This is a genomic window from Pseudomonas sp. KBW05, assembly GCF_003852405.1.
Lineage (GTDB): Bacteria > Pseudomonadota > Gammaproteobacteria > Pseudomonadales > Pseudomonadaceae > Aquipseudomonas.
The window spans coordinates 1-14,859 of sequence record NZ_QAJM01000001.1 but is presented as its reverse complement, the minus strand read 5'-3'; the positions used below and the strand labels follow the sequence as shown (position 1 = coordinate 14,859).

The following is a 14,859-nucleotide window of genomic DNA, read 5'->3' as shown; positions in this document are numbered from 1 at the left end:
CGATGGTAGGAGAGAAAAGCAGTTACTTTTAGCGATATTTATTGATAAAAAAACATCGCTTCAGGTGATGATAAGGCGTGTGAAGTCGCATACATTTTGCGCCAGGCGTGTGACTTCGCTAATGAGTCCTTGGTAGCGGTCAGCCCGATGTACGCAGACATAACTGATCGGCGGCAGCGGCAAATCGGTTTGAATGACCTTCAAGCGGCCCTGTTCGATCAAGCTGCTCATACATTGTCTAGGCAGGTAGCTGAGCCCTACGCCAGATATCGTCAGCCCGACCTGAGCGACAAGGTAGTTACTGGTCAGGGTCTTGGTCAGTCGCACATTATGCTCTGCCAACCAACGTTCGTAGGTTTGCCCGGTACCTGAACTGCCACCCTGAGTGAGTACGGTGAACGAGGAGAGCGCCTGCAAGTCCATTGGCGCGTCACTCGGGTAAAGCGAGGGTGAACACATCCAGGCGTTTTCAACAGCCATGAGCGGGGTGCTGACGAAGCGGGCGTCACGGAAAATGTCAGGCACGATGATCAGGTCAAGCTCGTCGGCCTGCAGCCGTCGCAACAGGTCGGTGCTCAATTCGATCGAGGGTTCGAGATCCACTTTGGGATAGGTCTGGTGTATCTGATCGACCAGGATCGGCAGCCAGGTCAGCGCCGTGAGTTCCGTCACACCAAGCCTCAAGCGCCGCACCAGCGTCTCTTTAGAGCTGACGCGCTCGAGCAGGTTATCCCGCTGGCGCAGCATCTCGACGGCACAGCCATGTAGCTCCAGGCCTTTCTGGGTAAGTCGGGCGCTGCGTTTGGATCGATCGAAAATGGCTACGCCAAAGGCATCCTCGAGCTCTTGCACACGTTTGGAGATCGCAGACTGGGACATGTTGAGCTTGGTCGCGGCCGCTTCGAAGCTGCCCAACTCGACAATCCAGTAGATTGCCTCGATCTGCTTCAACGTGATCATCGCGTGCCCCAAGGTCGTGAGCCTGCAATCGCGCGGCTTGGCCAGAGTTGCAAGGCAGAAAAGGAAGGCGGATTGTCCACCAAAAGCGATGATAAGTGGTGAGTATTTGTCGCTTTTTTTCTACCTTCGTCGCGCCTAGATTACCGCCGAATTACAAAAACAAAGGTATGAAGTATGTCGACCGCTGAAGTGGTTCATACAAAAGGGCGCAGCAGTTATCGGTGGATCGTGGCTGGCATGATCTTTTCGATCTACACCATTGCTGCTGCTGACAGGGCCAATCTAGGTGTTGCACTGCCGTTCATTCGCAAAGAATTCGAGATGAGTAACGCGCAAGCCGGTGGGCTGATGAGCCTGTTCCTGCTGGCCTACGCGTTGGCGCAAATCCCGGCAGGTTTGGCGTTCAGTCGCTTGGGCGTGAGCCGGATCTTGCCGACTGCCATGGTCATGACGTCGGTGCTGACGGGCTTGGTCGGTACGGCGGGTTCATTGCTCGCGTTGAAGATCTATCGGTTCGGTCTGGGCCTGGCCGAGGGGCCGCTGCCGATTAGCATGACCACCACGATCAACAATTGGTTTCCGCCGAGGGAGAAAGGCATCGCCTCGGGCATTTTTCTGTCTGCGGTCAAGTTTGGTCCGGTCATCGTGCCGCCACTCTGTGCGGTAATCATCGCCGTCTGGGGCTGGCGCGAGGTGTTCTACTTCTTTGCCATACCCGGCATTTTATTGTCGATTGCCTGGTATTTTCTGATTACGGATCACCCGTCGAAAAGCCGCTTCGTCAATCAGGCGGAGCTCGACTACATTGCCGATAAAACCCCGCTTAACGGTGCAGCCAGTGTTGCGCCGGCTCTGAACAAGACGTCGGAGCGAGCCTTCAAGCGTCTGGACTTCTTTATTCGTCGCCGCGAAGTGTCTGCGCTGGAGACCAAACGGCAGGTTTTCGGCTCGTGGTTGATCTGGGGGAGTGCACTGGCCTACTGCTTCCAGTTGGGTGTCTCCAGTGTGTTGCTGTCTTGGATCCCTACCTACCTCATCACGGTCAAAGGCTTCTCGCTGATGAACATGGGCCTGGTCTCGGCAGCGCCCTGGGTCGGTGCCGTGCTGGGCAACTTGTTGGGCGGATACTGTTCAGACCGATGGCTGGGCGGGCGGCGCAAGCCCGGGATGTTGCTGTCGGCACTCGGGACATCGGTGATGATGTACCTGTTGATCCACTCGCCTGGCGAACCACTCTCATACGGACTATTGCTGATGGCAACGGGGATCGTGCTGAGCTTTGGGTTCTCGTCGTACATGGTCTATCCCATGGCGCTGGCAACCAAGAAGACCTTCCCCGTCGCCAACGCCATTGTCAACATGGTCGGGCAGCTTGGGGCGGCAGCGACCCCCTTCATGACCGGGCTATTGCTCGACAGCTACGGCTGGAACTACGTGTTCACCTACCTTGCAATTGGTTCGTTTGCCAGCTTCGTGCTGTTGCTGACGATTCTGGAACCGGTGCCCACGTCCAACAAGGTGTGACCTTAACGCGGGTGGCGTCACCCGATGTGATCAATCAACCTGTTTGAAAGGAGTTAATGATGCACTCAGAAGATAAAGCGCTGGTCGCCCTGTTCGATGGCCTGGATACACCCGGTGTTTCGGATGCCTTGGACAAGCTCGGCCTGCCAGGCCACTGCTTTGGTGTGATGCCGCTCGACAACTACAAGCAGGTTGTCGTGGGGCCTGCGTTTACGGTCAAGTACGTCTCGGCGAGCGTTCCGCCTGGCACTGTCGGCGACTTCATTGAGGATGTCGCTGAAGGCGATATCGTGGTTATCGACAATGATGGCCGTACCGATTGCACGGTGTGGGGGGACATCATGACCCAATATGCCGGCAGCCGGAACATTGCGGGCACGGTGATCGACGGCGTCTGCCGCGATGTCAACAAAGCCTTGGGCGACGCCTATCCGTTGTTTACCCAAGGACGTTTTATGCGTACCGGCAAAGACCGTGTCCAAGTCGAGTCAGTCAACCAGCCGGTGTCCATCGGCCAGGCCCGGGTATGCTCTCGTGACATTATCGTCGCGGACGCCAATGGCGTTGTGGTGGTGCCGCGTGCGCGGGCGCAAGAGGTTGCCCAGGTTGCCCGGCAGATTGAAGCGATCGAAGCTGATATCCGTGCCTTGATCAGCCAGGGTCGCACCCTCAAGCAAGCCCGGGAAGAGCTGGGCTATCACACCTTGCAACGCAAGTCGTAATACTGTTGCGTAGATCCCCCGCAGACGGCAAGTGAGACGTTCAATCCGTTGGACGAAGCGCTTGCCGTTTTTCTTACAACAACCCTCATGTGATTTAACCGTCGCGAATACTGCCGACAGAAAAGTCAGTCCGGCCACGCGTTATGTCGGCGAGACATTTGTCGAGTGGGCGTCGGAATTGGTGGAGCAGGGCATCTGGGCCGGTCACATGCTCTGAGTGCCCTGACAGAACTGCTTGATTGATTCACACGCCCGGGCAAGTGACGAATCGTCCATCGCGTAAGCGATCCTGATATGACCGCCAAGGCCAAATGCGCTGCCATGGACTACCGCGACATCATTCTCTTCCAGCAACGCCAGCGCTACATCTTCGTCAGTGGCAAGCAGCCGACCTGCCGATGAGGTCTTACCGATCAAGCCCTCGCAGTTGGCGAATACGTAGAACGCACCCGCCGGCTTTTCACACTGAATGCCCGGGATGGAATTGAGCATGTCGACCATGAGATCACGCCGTCGCTGGAAAACTTCCCTGCTGTGCAGGATGAAGTTCCTCGGGCCTTCGAGCGCGGCAGTCGCGGCATGTTGGGAAATCGAACACGCGCCGGATGTCTGTTGGCCTTGCAGCTTTTCCATTGCCGCCAGTAACCAGCGAGGTCCAGTGGCGAAGCCGATTCGCCAGCCCGTCATGGCGTAGGCTTTGGACACACCGTTCATTGTCAGGGTGCGCTCTGCCAAGAGGGGCTCGACTTGGGCCAGCGTGTGTAATACCTGATTGTCGAAAATCAGATGCTCGTAGATATCGTCCGCCAACACCAGCACGTGAGGGTGTTGAAGCAGCACATCCGCAAGGCCCCGCAGTTCATTGTGACTGTAGACCGCACCGGTCGGATTGGAGGGCGAATTGATGATCAGCCAGCGGGTGCGTGGCGTGATTGCTGCCGCCAAGGCCTCGGGCGTCAACTTGAAACCATTGCTGGCCTCGCAGGTCACAATTACGCTTCGTGCACCACTGAGTTGAACCATCTCTGGGTAGCTGACCCAGTAAGGCGCCGGTACGATGACTTCATCATCCTCGTTGAGCGTGACTGCCAGCGCGTTGTAGATCACTTGCTTGCCACCACTGCAGACCAGTGTGTCCTGCCAGTCGATCGGCAATCCGTTTTCTCGGCGGAACTTGGCCGCAACTGCCTCTCGCAAGGTTCGACTGCCGGCGACCTGAGTGTAGCGGGTGTACCCTTGGTCGATGGCATCCTTGGCGGCTTCACGGATGTGGATAGGCGTATCGAAATCCGGCTCCCCGGCGCACAGCGAGATAATCTTTGCACCCTCGGCGCGACGCTGGGCCACCCGATCAATGATGCGGTAGGTGGCGGAGGGCTGAGCTGCCGCCAGGTTCCGGTTGAGTGATTTTTGGCCGGCACGATTCATCGGTGGTGCTCCGTGTTGATCGCTGTAAATTGATTGTCATGCATCACGTCTGCCACCGATCGTCCTGCGCGTACAGCCTCGACCATGGCGCTCTGCCGACGGGCGATCCGCTCAGCCAGTTCCAGCACTTCGTCGATGTGCCCTGCTGGGACGAAGACCGTGCCGCAGCGGTCGGCAAGCACGTAGTCGTCCTGATTCACCGTTACGCCCGCAACCAGAACGGCACAAGCGGCATCGACTTGGACCACGCGATTGCGCGCGCTGATCATCGTCACGCCACGACCGTAGACCGGATAACCAAGCTCTGCGCTGCCATCTATATCGCGGCTGCAGCCATCGATAATGCTGCCGCGCACTCGCTTGGCCACGGCGGCGTTTGCCAGAATATCGCCCCAGCAGGAAATGCCTTCGATGCCGCCGGCGATAACCAGTACGCGGTCATCGGTTTCGATCGCTTCGATAACCGGCGTGATCAGGTGGACGGTGGGTATGGCGTCTGTCTTCGCGGCCAGTTTTACCGTGCTGGCTCGGCCGACGACTTTTGCGCAGTCCCACAAGGGACGCAGGCCAAAGGTCGCGCCGGGGAGGCCGAGAAAATCGAGTGCATCAGACAGGGTATTGCTGTCCAGTGCCGCCAGCTGTTCAAGAATGGCGTCTTGGTTCATAGGTAGACCTCTAGGCTTTTGGAAGCCGGGAGTGTCGAGCACGCAGTGTGATAGGTATATTACTAATCAAAGATCTTTTACATACGCTAAACCTATGGAAATTTCATGATCAATTTTCGCCTGGTTCGTCACTTGTGGCTGTTTCTCGCCGTGGCCGAAGAGCAGAACTTCAGTCGCGCCGCCAAGCGCCTCGGTATGACTCAGCCGCCCTTGACCGAACAAATCCAGATTCTTGAGCAGGCCCTCAAGGTCAAGCTCTTCGAGCGGTCCCGGCGTGGCGCACGGTTAACCCCGGTGGGTGCTGCGATCTTGCCGGCGGTGCGCAAGTTCGCCGATCAGCTTGAGCGTCTGGAGTTGGCAGTCGATGAGGCAGTGGCAGGCCATCGAGGCATGTTGACCATTGGCGCGATCTCATCAGCGATGTTCGATGTGTTGCCGGGGATCATCGAGCGCTTCAAGCTGGAATACCCGCACATCACGGTATCGGTGAGAGAAATCGACAGTGTCGAAGCCGTACCGGCATTGGAGTCGGGCGATATCGATTTGGCGTTTGCGCGTCTTGATGGCGACCTGGGCAAGTCCATCCAATGGCTGCCACTGACTGAAGAAAGCCTCATGGTTGCCCTACCGGCCGAGCATCCGTTGGCACAGCAGGATCGGGTCGCCCTGGCGAGTCTGGCCAGCGAACCATTGGTGATGTTCGCACGCAAAGTCAGCCCACTGTACTTCGATAATCTGATCGCCACGTGCCGGGCCTATGGCTTTGCCCCGCGGGTACTACATGAAGTGCGTTCGGTGGCGTCGCAAATCGCCTTTGTGAGCTGTGGCCAGGGCATTGCGCTGGTGCCCGCAGCCATGAGCAAGCTGGCGCCGGCCAACGTCGTGTTGCGCCCACTGACACAGAAGGTCAGCGTAGTGACCACGACAGTCGCCTGGAATGCCGATCGAACCAACCCTTTGGTCGAAGCACTGGTGGCCCAGTCCCGACAGTCTGATCAATAGGTTTGTCGTATGAAGATCATTCTTGATGAGGAATTTACATATCCTGGGCCAGCGCCGACAGTGACGGGCTGAACTATAAAGGAGCCTTCGTGTGCCAGACTCGCAACCCTTCCGCCAAGACCTTGTGCCCATCAGTGTTGACGGCGTTGGTCTTGAAATCTCCAGCGTGTATCGCGCAGGGCAAGGCGCACCCATCCTGTTTTTGCATGGCTTCGGCTCAACCAAGGAGGATTTCGCCGGTCTGACCTGTCAACCTGCGTTCGCCGGGCGCCCCTTCGTGGCCTACGATGCCCCAGGGTTTGGTGAAAGTCAGTGTGCTGACCTGTCACGCTTGTGCATCCCGATTCTGTTGGCCACCGCGCTCAGAGTGCTTGATCATTTTGGCATCAAGCGTTTTCATCTGGTTGGCCATTCGATGGGCGGCCTCACCGCACTGCTGCTGGCCCATCAGCATCCCGAACGGGTTATCAGCTTTGTCGACATAGAGGGCAACATTGCCCCGGAAGACTGCTTCTTGAGCCGCCAGATCGTCGACTATCCTGCGGATGAACCCGAAGTGTTTTTTGACGCATTCATCGAGCGCACACGCCATGGCAGCGACCCTGCCAGCGCGCTTTATGCGGGCAGCCTCCCATACAAGGTTCGCGTCGAAGCAGTCCGCGGGATATTCACATCAATGGTGGAGTTGTCCGACCACGGCGACTTGATGAGCAAGTTCCTTGGGCTACTGTGCCCTCGCATGTTCATGTATGGCGAGCAGAACAGCCACCTGTCCTACCTGGCCGATATTCAGGCGCAGGGTGTTGAACTCGCCAGCATTTCAGCCTGCGGTCACTTCCCGATGTATTCCAACCCCGTCGAGATGTGGCAGCGCATTGCTGACTTTCATCATCGTCATCCGGGTGTCGGTGTGGACAATGGTAATGCTATGTTATTAAAGGGTTTTTAGATCTTTATGGCGTTCAGTTACAAACTTTCGGGGTCGCCAAAGAACATCTGAATCCGCGACCGCAACCACCTTTCCCCCGGGTCGTTATCCTGCGACCCACGCCACGCCATATGCAGCTCGAATGAACGCACCGGCAACGGCGGTTCTTCCGCGCGCAAGCCGCCCGCAGCCGTCAAGGCCTCGGCGGCATAGTCGGGCACGATGGCGACAATATCTGTGCCCGCCAGCAATGTGCCGAGGCCGTTGAACTGCGGTACGGCCAGTACCACGTGGCGTTTGCGGTCGAGTTTTTCCAGTTCTTCGTCGATAAACCCGCTCAAGTCGCCGGCAAATGACACCAGGGCATGGGGGCGGGCGCAGAAGTCGTCGAGGCTCAGGCTGCCCGGTACGCTGTCGGCGCGCAGCAGTTTTGGCACGCTGCGGCGCAGCAGCTTGCGCTTGGCGTTGGCCGGCAGGTCGGCGGTGTAGCTGACGCCGATGGAGATTTCGCCGGAGGCCAGCAGGCCGGGCATCAGGATGTAGTTGACGCGACGCACCACCAGTACAATACCGGGCGCTTCGGCGCGCAGGCGTTTGAGCAGTTGGGGTAGCAGGGCGAACTCAACGTCGTCGGACAGGCCGATACGGAATACGGCGGTGCTGGTGGCCGGGTCGAAGTCGGCGGCACGGCTGACGGCAGTGGAAATCGAATCCAGGGCCGGGGAGAGCAGGGCGAAGATTTCCACGGCGCGGGCCGACGGTTCCATGCTGCGGCCGGTGCGTACGAACAATGGGTCATCGAACAACCCGCGTAGGCGCGACAGTGCGGCGCTGATCGCCGGCTGGCCGAGGAACAGTTTCTCGGCGGCGCGGGTCACGCTGCGCTCATGCATCAAGGTTTCGAATACGATCAAGAGGTTAAGGTCGACACGACGCAGGTCGTTACGGTTCATCTTGTGTCCTGGATGAGTCAGCGAGCTTGACGAGAGCGGCCATGAAAGAACCCCTTGGATTCGATTAGAAAAGCATGACCGGCATGAATCTTACGGGGAAAGGCTGGTACTCTGCACCGGCTAATTGAGTTTTCCTGCGTTAGCCGGGGTCTTTTCCTCGGGAGCGGAATCAATGACAGGCATGTCGACTATTAATGGTGACCTGTGGTCTTACCGGGAAAGCCCAGATAGAGTTCATGGCATTAGAGGTTACTTTGACGAGGTTTGCGATGTCCCGCACGATCCGTTTTCACAAGTTTGGTCCGGCCGAGGTGCTCAAGTGCGAAGAGCATGTAGCCGCGCAGCCCGCACCGGGCGAAGTGCAGGTGCGTGTCGAAGCGATCGGCATCAGTTGGTACGACATTCTGTGGCGCCAGAACCTGGCGTCTTCCCATGCGCGCCTGCCTTCCGGCCTTGGTCATGAGATGGCCGGGGTGGTGGTCGCCCTGGGCGAAGGCGTGGATGACCTGGCAGTGGGCGATAAAGTCGCCAGTTTTCCGGCCGAGAGCCCTAATGATTACCCGGTGTATGGCGAGCAGATCGTCTTGCCCCGTTCGGCCCTGACCCGTTATCCGGACGTCTTGAGCCCGATTGAAGCCAGTGTACATTACACCCCGTTGCTGATCGCCTATTTTGCCTATGTGGACCTGGCGCGGGTCAAGCCCGGCCAATTTGCTCTGGTGACGGACGCGAGTCACTGTGCTGGCCCTTCCTTTGTGCAACTGGGCAAAGCCCTGGGTGTGCGGGTGATTGCCGCCACCAAGGACAGCGCAGAACGTGAGTATTTGTTGTCGCTCGGCGCGGAAAAAGTCATCGTCACCGAAGAGCAGGACCTGCTCATGCAGATCAACAAATTCACCGACAACCGCGGCGTGGACGTGGTATTCGATGGTTTGGGTGGCCCGCAGATGTCGTTGCTCGGCGATGTACTGGCCCCGCGTGGCAGCCTGGTGCTGTACGGCTTGCAGGGCGGCAACCAGACGCCATTCCCGGCGTGTGCAGCGTTCCAGAAGAACATTCAGTTCTTTGTCCACTGCATCGGTAACTTCACCGGTAAACCGGAGCTGGGCATCACCCAGGACCACGTGGCCTTGCAGCGCGCCTTGCGTGATATCAACCAGCTCACCGCCGACCGCGTGCTGGTGCCGCTGAAAACCACGGTATTTGCGTTCAGCCAGTTTGTCGAAGCGCACCGCTACATGGACGAATGCCCGTGTCGTGAGCGGGTTGCGTTGCAGGTTGAAGCTGTTTGAGCTGTAGGAGTATTCGCAAATGAATGTATCTGCATCCGAATGGATGGGGTAAATACGCCATTTGACAGGGCTTAACCCGTTCTCGGGTTGAGTCGCCGCTCGGCCCCCAAGGCCCGCAAACAATGCCTTTGTCCCTGACGCCGCACTGAATTTCAGTGCGGCGTTGTTGTGTGGGCGAAAACAAAGTCCCGGTTGCTTTTCATCTGCGCTGGTTTCAGGTGAATTTCTGTATCTGTTAATCATTATTCGAGTGCCGATAATTGTGGCCTCACTGTCATCTCAAGGATTGAGCAATGATTGAATATCTGACATCAGCGCTTCGCGCTACTCGTACTAATCGGGTCGCTTCTCTGTGTGCCCGAAGGCCGGTTATTGAAAGGCACAGCCTTACAAGGGGTGCGCTAATACGGTTGATTAATATACGTCGGACGCGTCTTTAATTTCCCGGTTAAAAAGGTGTAGGAAGTTGTCGGAGTATTCCTAGGTTCGTTGAGATCTCAAGCCCAGCCTGGCGCTTCAGCCTTTCTGTAGCAGCCTGGCGGCTGAGTGAATGGATCCTCGCCCGCAATGCTTTTGTTGCAAGGTGCTAGTGTTTATTAGTCGAAGTGCCGAGCAATAAACGTCAAGCCTACAGATGTAATGGGTCGAGCAAGTGCCAATTAAGCACTTGCTTGAAACTGATATTTCAACTTGGGTAGTAAAGCTATGAGCGTAATTCACGAACAAGCCATGAACTATGTTTACCAACAAGTTCTGCAGCGTCTGATTGGGCACTTTTCCCGCGTCGAACGCACTGCACTTCAATTACTGATTCAGCGGATCGTGGTGGCGGCGGGCGGAATGGAGCAAGTGGGGGGCTACAAGGTGCTGGTCGCCCATGGTGGCGGTGACGTCAGCAGCTACACGCTGGCGCTGCTGCGTGCCGCGCAATTGTCGATTGCCGGTCGGGCCCCCAAGACTTTCCAGCTACGGGTAGCAACGCTGCGTCACGCTGGCATGACGCAGGCCACGCTCGATACGCTGCAGCAAGGGTACAGCGCGTTGTTTTTCCATGACGACCCGCGGGTGGAACTGCTGATGGTGGAAAACCAGGAGGTCCTGCCCTTCAATCACCAGCGGCCCCCATCGAGCGCCGGGCGGGAAGTCAGCCAGCGGGCCATGTTGATGGTCGGGCACCTGACGTCCGGGGATGTACGCGCAACGCTGTGCAATGACACCTACCTGTCCCTTGGCGATTTCTACCAGCGCATCACCACCTGGAATGGCGGGGTTCATGCGCTGGTCAGTGGTGATTCACCGCGCAAGCAGGGCCAGTACCTGGCGTGGCTGAAAAAGAACGCCTTGAAGGCTGGCGTTACCATGCCCCCCGGAAAACCGATATCGCTCAATGGGCTGTTTGCGCGAATGGAAGAGTGGAGCGTCGGTTGTTATCGCGACCTCTATGGTGAGCAATACGTGGCGAGTGAAAGCCCGGGGCGAGGGGGGCACCGGCACCTGGCCTACATCGGCATTGCCGATCTGCTCGGCGAGGTGGACCCTGGTTCGACCCCGCTGCTTAACGAGTTTCTGGCCCGCAAGCCAGACCCCCTCGGCTTCCATTTCAGCCATCCGGATTTTCCCAATCCGCTGCTGATGGCCCATCTGTCTGGATTGCAAGCCCAGTGCCTGCGCGAGCTTTCCTACGAAGATGGGGTGGAAGGATTTATCCGCCAGGCACAGGACTACATGTGTGATCGAAAAATCCCCGAGCACCTGATTGCCGGGGCGAGCAGCCGGGATGGACGAACGTTGTCGGCAACCTACGCCCAGGAGTTTTTTGGCCTGGAGGAGGGGCAACTGACGTGCCTGCTTTACTCACCCTTTATTCACCACGGCGCGCGGCTGGAAGGCTACCTGCGCCAATGTCACCCGGGCATGCTGGTCGCCCTGCCGGAGCTGCACAAGGTGTTGCAAGGCAAGTCGGCGGCGGAAATGTTGCAACAGTGGGTGACCGACACCAGCGGGCTGCCACTGCCGTTGCTTCAGCACCTGTACCGCAAGCGGCCGTTGTCGACCGATCACAGTGCCGGCGCACGCAGCCGACGTAGCCTGCGTTCACTGGGCGGCGCCGAATTGCGCACGTTTCAGTTGTCCGGGCGCTAGGGCATGTTTGGAATACGCCGCGCGAGTGTGTGGCAATGAACTTGCGCGGTGAGCGGCAGGCGGACTTTGCCTATCAGGCGGTGTACCGCTACATGATCAACCTGATCAACGAAGTCAGCCTTGAGACCCCCGTCAGGCTGCCGTCCCTGCGCCAACTGTCGACGCGCTTGAGTGTGTCCATCTCTACGATCCAGTACGCGTATTCGTTGCTGGAAAAGGAAGGCCGGGTCTATTCAGTGGCCAAGTCCGGGTATTTTGCCTGGCCCGTGGCCGGCAACCCGCTGCTGGCATCGACGGGCGATCTGCTGGAAAGGCTCTATGCAGCGGCGCGTCGTCCCAGAATGGTGGTGCTCAGTGGTGATGAACCGGCATTGCTGGCAACGCTGGATGGCACGCTGCTGATGTTGGAGCGGCAACTGATACGCCGGTACCCGCGTCACCTGCAGCCGTGGTCGCAACCTTGCGGTGTCTGGGAGCTACGGGCGGCGTTGGCGGCACGCTATACCTCATCGCCCTCGCGTTGCTGGCAGGCCGATGAGGTGTATGTCGGCGCCGACCTGCAGGGCGTACTGGAAATCCTGATCGATGTATTGGGCCTCAAGGGCACCACGTTGCTTGTCGAGTCGCCCTGCGACTGGTTGATCCTGCGCTTGTTGCAGGCCGCTGGCGTACGCGTGGTCGAATTGCCCTGGCAAGCCGATGGTCGTTTGGACCTGAAGACATTCGAGCGACTCTTGCGCGACGAGCCGGTGCACGTCGTGTTGCTGTCGTCGGTGGTCAGCTTGCCGTCCGGGGTGGCGCTATCCATGCCGGAGCGCTTGCAGGTGGCGCATCTGCTGGATCAGCACGGCTGCTGGCTGCTGGAGAACGACACCTTTGGTGAGTTGGTCTTCGGCCCCCGCCTGCCTGCGCTACGCAATCTGGTCAATCCGGAGCGGCTGATCGTGTTTTCCTCGTTCGAAAAGACCCTCGGTGCCGAAGCGCCCTTTGGCTATGTGTTGTCCCGCCACTTGAGCAGCGAGCTGCAACGTCAATTCTTGCTGCGCTCTTTCCGTCTGTCATCGATCCGCCAGCGCGCCATTGCGCGGCTTTACCAGAGTGGGCGTTTCGACCAACACCTGCGCACGGTGCGCCACCGTCTTCAGGAACAAGCCGAAGTCATGAGCCAGCGCCTGGATGCGCGCCTTGAAGGGCATGTGAGCTATAGGATGCCGGCCGCAGGGGCGAGCTTTTGGCTGCAATCGCTGGCCCTGGTGGACATGCGCCAGGTGTTTCAGCGCATGGTGGCCCAGCAGGTGGTGATTGCACCGGGGGAGTTGTTCAGCCTCGGCGGCCTGCATCAGCAGCATGTACGGGTGAGCCACGCCTTCAATGGGCATCCCAACCTGGATGTGGCCTTGGACGCACTGGCCGACGCATTGCTTCAGTCGCAGGTCAATTGAGCTGATGGCTGTGTGAAATTTCTACTTCTGCTGTGGGATAGATACCATCGCGCAGTAGTCCAACACCCAGTAAACTGCCATTTTTCCGAATCCTTCTTTCTGAGGTTTATGCATGACAATCAGTCCTTTTGCGGGCAAGCCGGCGCCAGCCCAGTTGCTGGTGGATATCCCGCGACTGGTCACGGCCTATTACACCGGCCAGCCTGATGCAGCGATCTCCACTCAACGTGTCGCTTTTGGCACTTCCGGGCACCGTGGCAGCTCCTTCGAGCTGAGCTTCAACGAATGGCACGTGCTCGCCATCAGCCAGGCCATTTGCCTGTACCGTGAAGCACAGGGCATCAACGGCCCGTTGTTTGTCGGCCTCGACACCCACGCGCTGTCGACGCCAGCCGGCGCCAGCGCCCTGGAAGTGCTCGCCGCCAACGGCGTCCACGTGATGCTGGCCGAAGGCGATGAATACACGCCGACCCCGGCCATTTCCCACGCGATCATCTGCTACAACCGTGGCCGTACCAGTGGCCTGGCTGACGGTATCGTCATTACACCGTCCCACAACCCGCCGCAAAGCGGTGGCTACAAGTACAACCCACCCAACGGCGGCCCGGCCGATACCCACGTGACCAAGTGGATCGAAGCCAAGGCCAACGAGTTGCTGGCCAATAAGCTGGCCGGGGTCAAGCGCATCACCCACGCCCAGGCGCTCAAGGCCGATACCACCCATCGCCATGACTACCTCAACAGCTACGTCGCCGACCTGATCAATGTGATCGACATGGACGCCATCCGCAGCGCCGACCTGCGCCTGGGCGTGGATCCGTTGGGCGGAGCAGGGGTGCGCTACTGGTCGGCGATTGCCGAGCACTATCGCCTGAACCTGGACGTGGTGAATACCGAAGTCGATTCCACGTTCCGCTTCATGAGCGTGGACTGGGACGGCCAGATCCGCATGGATCCTTCGTCCAGCTACGCCATGCAAGGGTTGATCGGCCTCAAGGAGCGTTTCGACGTGGCCTTCGCCTGCGACCCGGACCACGACCGCCATGGCATCGTCACACCGTCCGGCGGCCTGTTGGCGCCGAACAACTACCTGGCGGTGTCCATCGACTATCTGTTCCAGAACCGTCCCGACTGGCGTGCCGACGCGGCTGTGGGCAAGACCGTGGTCAGCAGCGGCTTGATCGATCGCGTGGCCGCGCGCATTGGCCGCCGTCTGTACGAAGTGCCGGTAGGCTTCAAGTGGTTCGCCGATGGTTTGTTTGAAGGCTCGCTGGGGTTTGGCGGTGAAGAAAGTGCGGGGGCGTCGTTCCTGCGCAAGGACGGCAGCGTCTGGAGCACCGACAAGGACGGCCTGATCCCGGCCCTGCTGGCCGCGGAAATGACCTCGCGCAAAGGCCAGGACCCGAGCCAGATCTACCGCGGCTTGACCGATGTCCTGGGCGAGCCGTTTGCCATCCGCGTCGATGCCAAGGCCACGCCGGCGCAGAAAGCCCTGCTGGGCAAGCTGTCACCGGAGCAGGTCACGTCCACGCAACTGGCCGGGGAAAGCATTCAGCAAATCCTCAGCCATGCGCCGGGCAACAACCAGGCGATTGGCGGTTTGAAAGTCATGACTGAAAACGGCTGGTTTGCAGCGCGGCCATCCGGCACCGAGGACATCTACAAGATCTACGCCGAGAGCTTTATTGGCGAAGATCACCTCAAGCAGTTGGTGGAAGAGGCCCAGGTGTTGGTGGACGGCGCTATTGCCCAGTAACACCACAGCCCCTAAATGTGGGAACGGGCTTGTGTGGGAGCGGGC

At 58.8% G+C, this 14,859-nt stretch carries 12 protein-coding genes; 8 read left to right on the top strand and 4 right to left on the bottom strand.

All coding sequences use genetic code 11. From position 1 onward, the window contains the following. Window positions 1-60: 60 nt before the first annotated feature. Window positions 61-960 (bottom strand): LysR family transcriptional regulator, encoded by a 900-nt coding sequence (locus tag DBR46_RS00065; RefSeq protein ID WP_124524452.1) that lies wholly within the window; start codon window positions 958-960, stop codon window positions 61-63. 174 nt (window positions 961-1,134) lie between these two features. On the opposite strand from DBR46_RS00065, the gene DBR46_RS00060 reads away from it, so the two are divergent. Beyond that, on the top strand, window positions 1,135-2,484 hold the full coding sequence (locus DBR46_RS00060) for an MFS transporter (RefSeq protein ID WP_124524451.1): 1,350 nt from the start codon (window positions 1,135-1,137) through the stop codon (window positions 2,482-2,484). A gap of 59 nt (window positions 2,485-2,543) precedes the next feature. Continuing rightward, complete coding sequence (locus tag DBR46_RS00055) at window positions 2,544-3,206, top strand: RraA family protein (protein ID WP_124524450.1); 663 nt, start codon at window positions 2,544-2,546, stop codon at window positions 3,204-3,206. A 204-nt stretch (window positions 3,207-3,410) separates the two neighbouring features. Here the strand turns inward: DBR46_RS00055 and DBR46_RS00045 are convergent, their stop codons facing one another. Both DBR46_RS00045 and DBR46_RS00040 read right to left on the bottom strand, forming a co-directional pair. Continuing rightward, entirely contained in the window at window positions 3,411-4,634 is a 1,224-nt protein-coding gene (locus DBR46_RS00045; protein ID WP_124524449.1) for a pyridoxal phosphate-dependent aminotransferase, read from the bottom strand. Next, the gene (locus tag DBR46_RS00040) at window positions 4,631-5,299 is read right to left on the bottom strand and encodes an RraA family protein (protein WP_124524448.1); all 669 of its coding nucleotides are present in this window, start codon (window positions 5,297-5,299) and stop codon (window positions 4,631-4,633) included. The genes DBR46_RS00045 and DBR46_RS00040 overlap by 4 nt, the downstream gene beginning before the upstream one ends. 105 nt (window positions 5,300-5,404) lie before the next feature. On the opposite strand from DBR46_RS00040, the gene DBR46_RS00035 reads away from it, so the two are divergent. Both DBR46_RS00035 and DBR46_RS00030 read left to right on the top strand, forming a co-directional pair. After that, the gene (locus DBR46_RS00035) at window positions 5,405-6,301 is read left to right on the top strand and encodes a LysR family transcriptional regulator (protein ID WP_124524447.1); all 897 of its coding nucleotides are present in this window, start codon (window positions 5,405-5,407) and stop codon (window positions 6,299-6,301) included. Window positions 6,302-6,392: 91 nt separating this feature from the next. After that, window positions 6,393-7,250 (top strand): alpha/beta fold hydrolase, encoded by an 858-nt coding sequence (locus tag DBR46_RS00030; protein ID WP_124524446.1) that lies wholly within the window; start codon window positions 6,393-6,395, stop codon window positions 7,248-7,250. A 17-nt stretch (window positions 7,251-7,267) separates the two neighbouring features. Here DBR46_RS00030 and DBR46_RS00025 read toward each other — a convergent pair whose 3' ends face one another. Continuing rightward, window positions 7,268-8,182 carry a LysR family transcriptional regulator gene (locus DBR46_RS00025; RefSeq protein WP_124524445.1) on the bottom strand — a complete coding sequence of 305 codons (915 nt, stop codon included), beginning with the start codon at window positions 8,180-8,182 and terminating at the stop codon, window positions 7,268-7,270. A gap of 269 nt (window positions 8,183-8,451) precedes the next feature. Between DBR46_RS00025 and DBR46_RS00020 the strand changes: the two genes are divergently transcribed. The 4 genes from DBR46_RS00020 (at window position 8,452) to pgm (ending at window position 14,814) form a co-directional block, all read left to right on the top strand. Next, window positions 8,452-9,474 carry a zinc-dependent alcohol dehydrogenase family protein gene (locus DBR46_RS00020; RefSeq protein ID WP_124524444.1) on the top strand — a complete coding sequence of 341 codons (1,023 nt, stop codon included), beginning with the start codon at window positions 8,452-8,454 and terminating at the stop codon, window positions 9,472-9,474. Between the two features lie 705 nt (window positions 9,475-10,179). Next, window positions 10,180-11,616, top strand: coding sequence for a hypothetical protein (locus DBR46_RS00015; protein ID WP_124524443.1), 1,437 nt, complete (start codon window positions 10,180-10,182; stop codon window positions 11,614-11,616). 35 nt (window positions 11,617-11,651) lie between these two features. Next, window positions 11,652-13,058: a PLP-dependent aminotransferase family protein gene (locus DBR46_RS00010; RefSeq protein ID WP_124524442.1), complete on the top strand. Its 1,407-nt coding sequence runs from the start codon at window positions 11,652-11,654 to the stop codon at window positions 13,056-13,058. A gap of 112 nt (window positions 13,059-13,170) precedes the next feature. After that, window positions 13,171-14,814: a phosphoglucomutase (alpha-D-glucose-1,6-bisphosphate-dependent) gene (pgm, locus tag DBR46_RS00005; RefSeq protein WP_124524441.1), complete on the top strand. Its 1,644-nt coding sequence runs from the start codon at window positions 13,171-13,173 to the stop codon at window positions 14,812-14,814. The last annotated feature ends 45 nt before the right edge of the window (window positions 14,815-14,859 follow it).

What these genes read in the sequence shown, in the direction of transcription:
- DBR46_RS00055 (WP_124524450.1), top strand. Translation starts at nt 2,544, where the DNA reads ATGCACTCAGAAGATAAAGCGCTGGTCGCCCTGTTCGATGGCCTGGAT.
- DBR46_RS00015 (WP_124524443.1), top strand. Translation starts at nt 10,180, where the DNA reads ATGAGCGTAATTCACGAACAAGCCATGAACTATGTTTACCAACAAGTT.
- DBR46_RS00035 (WP_124524447.1), top strand. Translation starts at nt 5,405, where the DNA reads ATGATCAATTTTCGCCTGGTTCGTCACTTGTGGCTGTTTCTCGCCGTG.
- DBR46_RS00065 (WP_124524452.1), bottom strand. Translation starts at nt 960, where the DNA reads ATGATCACGTTGAAGCAGATCGAGGCAATCTACTGGATTGTCGAGTTG.
- DBR46_RS00060 (WP_124524451.1), top strand. Translation starts at nt 1,135, where the DNA reads ATGTCGACCGCTGAAGTGGTTCATACAAAAGGGCGCAGCAGTTATCGG.
- DBR46_RS00020 (WP_124524444.1), top strand. Translation starts at nt 8,452, where the DNA reads ATGTCCCGCACGATCCGTTTTCACAAGTTTGGTCCGGCCGAGGTGCTC.
- DBR46_RS00010 (WP_124524442.1), top strand. Translation starts at nt 11,652, where the DNA reads ATGAACTTGCGCGGTGAGCGGCAGGCGGACTTTGCCTATCAGGCGGTG.
- DBR46_RS00045 (WP_124524449.1), bottom strand. Translation starts at nt 4,634, where the DNA reads ATGAATCGTGCCGGCCAAAAATCACTCAACCGGAACCTGGCGGCAGCT.
- pgm (WP_124524441.1), top strand. Translation starts at nt 13,171, where the DNA reads ATGACAATCAGTCCTTTTGCGGGCAAGCCGGCGCCAGCCCAGTTGCTG.
- DBR46_RS00025 (WP_124524445.1), bottom strand. Translation starts at nt 8,182, where the DNA reads ATGAACCGTAACGACCTGCGTCGTGTCGACCTTAACCTCTTGATCGTA.
- DBR46_RS00040 (WP_124524448.1), bottom strand. Translation starts at nt 5,299, where the DNA reads ATGAACCAAGACGCCATTCTTGAACAGCTGGCGGCACTGGACAGCAAT.